An 833-nucleotide genomic window follows, 5' to 3' on the forward strand; every position below is an offset into this window, starting at 1 on the left:
AATTCGGCTGTGGATGCAACCGGTGCGACTTTCGAAAATCTGCAGCTGGGTGGTGCCGCTACGGTCCAAGTGACCGACACCACCGACGAAGTGGTGGCCAAGCTGACCGCGACGCCTTCGGTCACCGAAGGTGGCGAGATCACCTACACCATCACCCTGACCAACAAAGACGGCTTGCCGATCAACAATCACGGCGCGCTGACCTTCACGCTGAGCGACGGCAAGACTGTTATCACCGTACCGGCCAACGGCACGACTGGTTCGGTTACCGTCACTGCCCCGGACAACGTCTACACCGGCACCAACGACCCTGTGGTCAAATCGATCGCCTCGGTCACTGGCGCTGATGTCGGCAAGTTCGAGCAGTTGACTCTGGACAAGACCCCGGTCAGCACCACCGTCACCGACGAGCCGGGTACTCCGGGCAACGAAGGCGACCTGGTCAAGGTCACCATCACCGCCGATCAGGCCTCGGTGGCCGAGAACGTCAATCCGACCTTCACCGTGCACATCAACCAGGCGCTGGCCCACGACCTGGTCGTGACCCTGAGCAACAACGCCCAGGTCACCATCAAGGCTGGCGAAACCAGTGCACCGTACACCCACGCTGCACAGGGCGATGACGTCTACAACGACGCTGGCCAGATCAGCCTGGGCATTAATTCGGCTGTGGATGCAACCGGTGCGACTTTCGAAAATCTGCAGCTGGGTGGTGCCGCTACGGTCCAAGTGACCGACACCACCGACGAAGTGGTGGCCAAGCTGACCGCGACGCCTTCGGTCACCGAAGGTGGCGAGATCACCTACACCATCACCCTGACCAACAAAGACGG

The 833-nt window shown here is 61.0% G+C and carries 1 protein-coding gene; it reads left to right on the forward strand.

Going from position 1 to position 833, the window contains the following annotated elements; translation table 11 throughout:
* Nucleotides 1-833 (forward strand): immunoglobulin-like domain-containing protein (locus CAY82_RS24800; protein ID WP_368681564.1); only part of this gene is annotated, 833 nt, incomplete at both ends.

The sequence above is a fragment of the Pseudomonas sp. SID14000 genome, from assembly GCF_002165135.1.
Taxonomy (GTDB): Bacteria; Pseudomonadota; Gammaproteobacteria; order Pseudomonadales; family Pseudomonadaceae; genus Aquipseudomonas.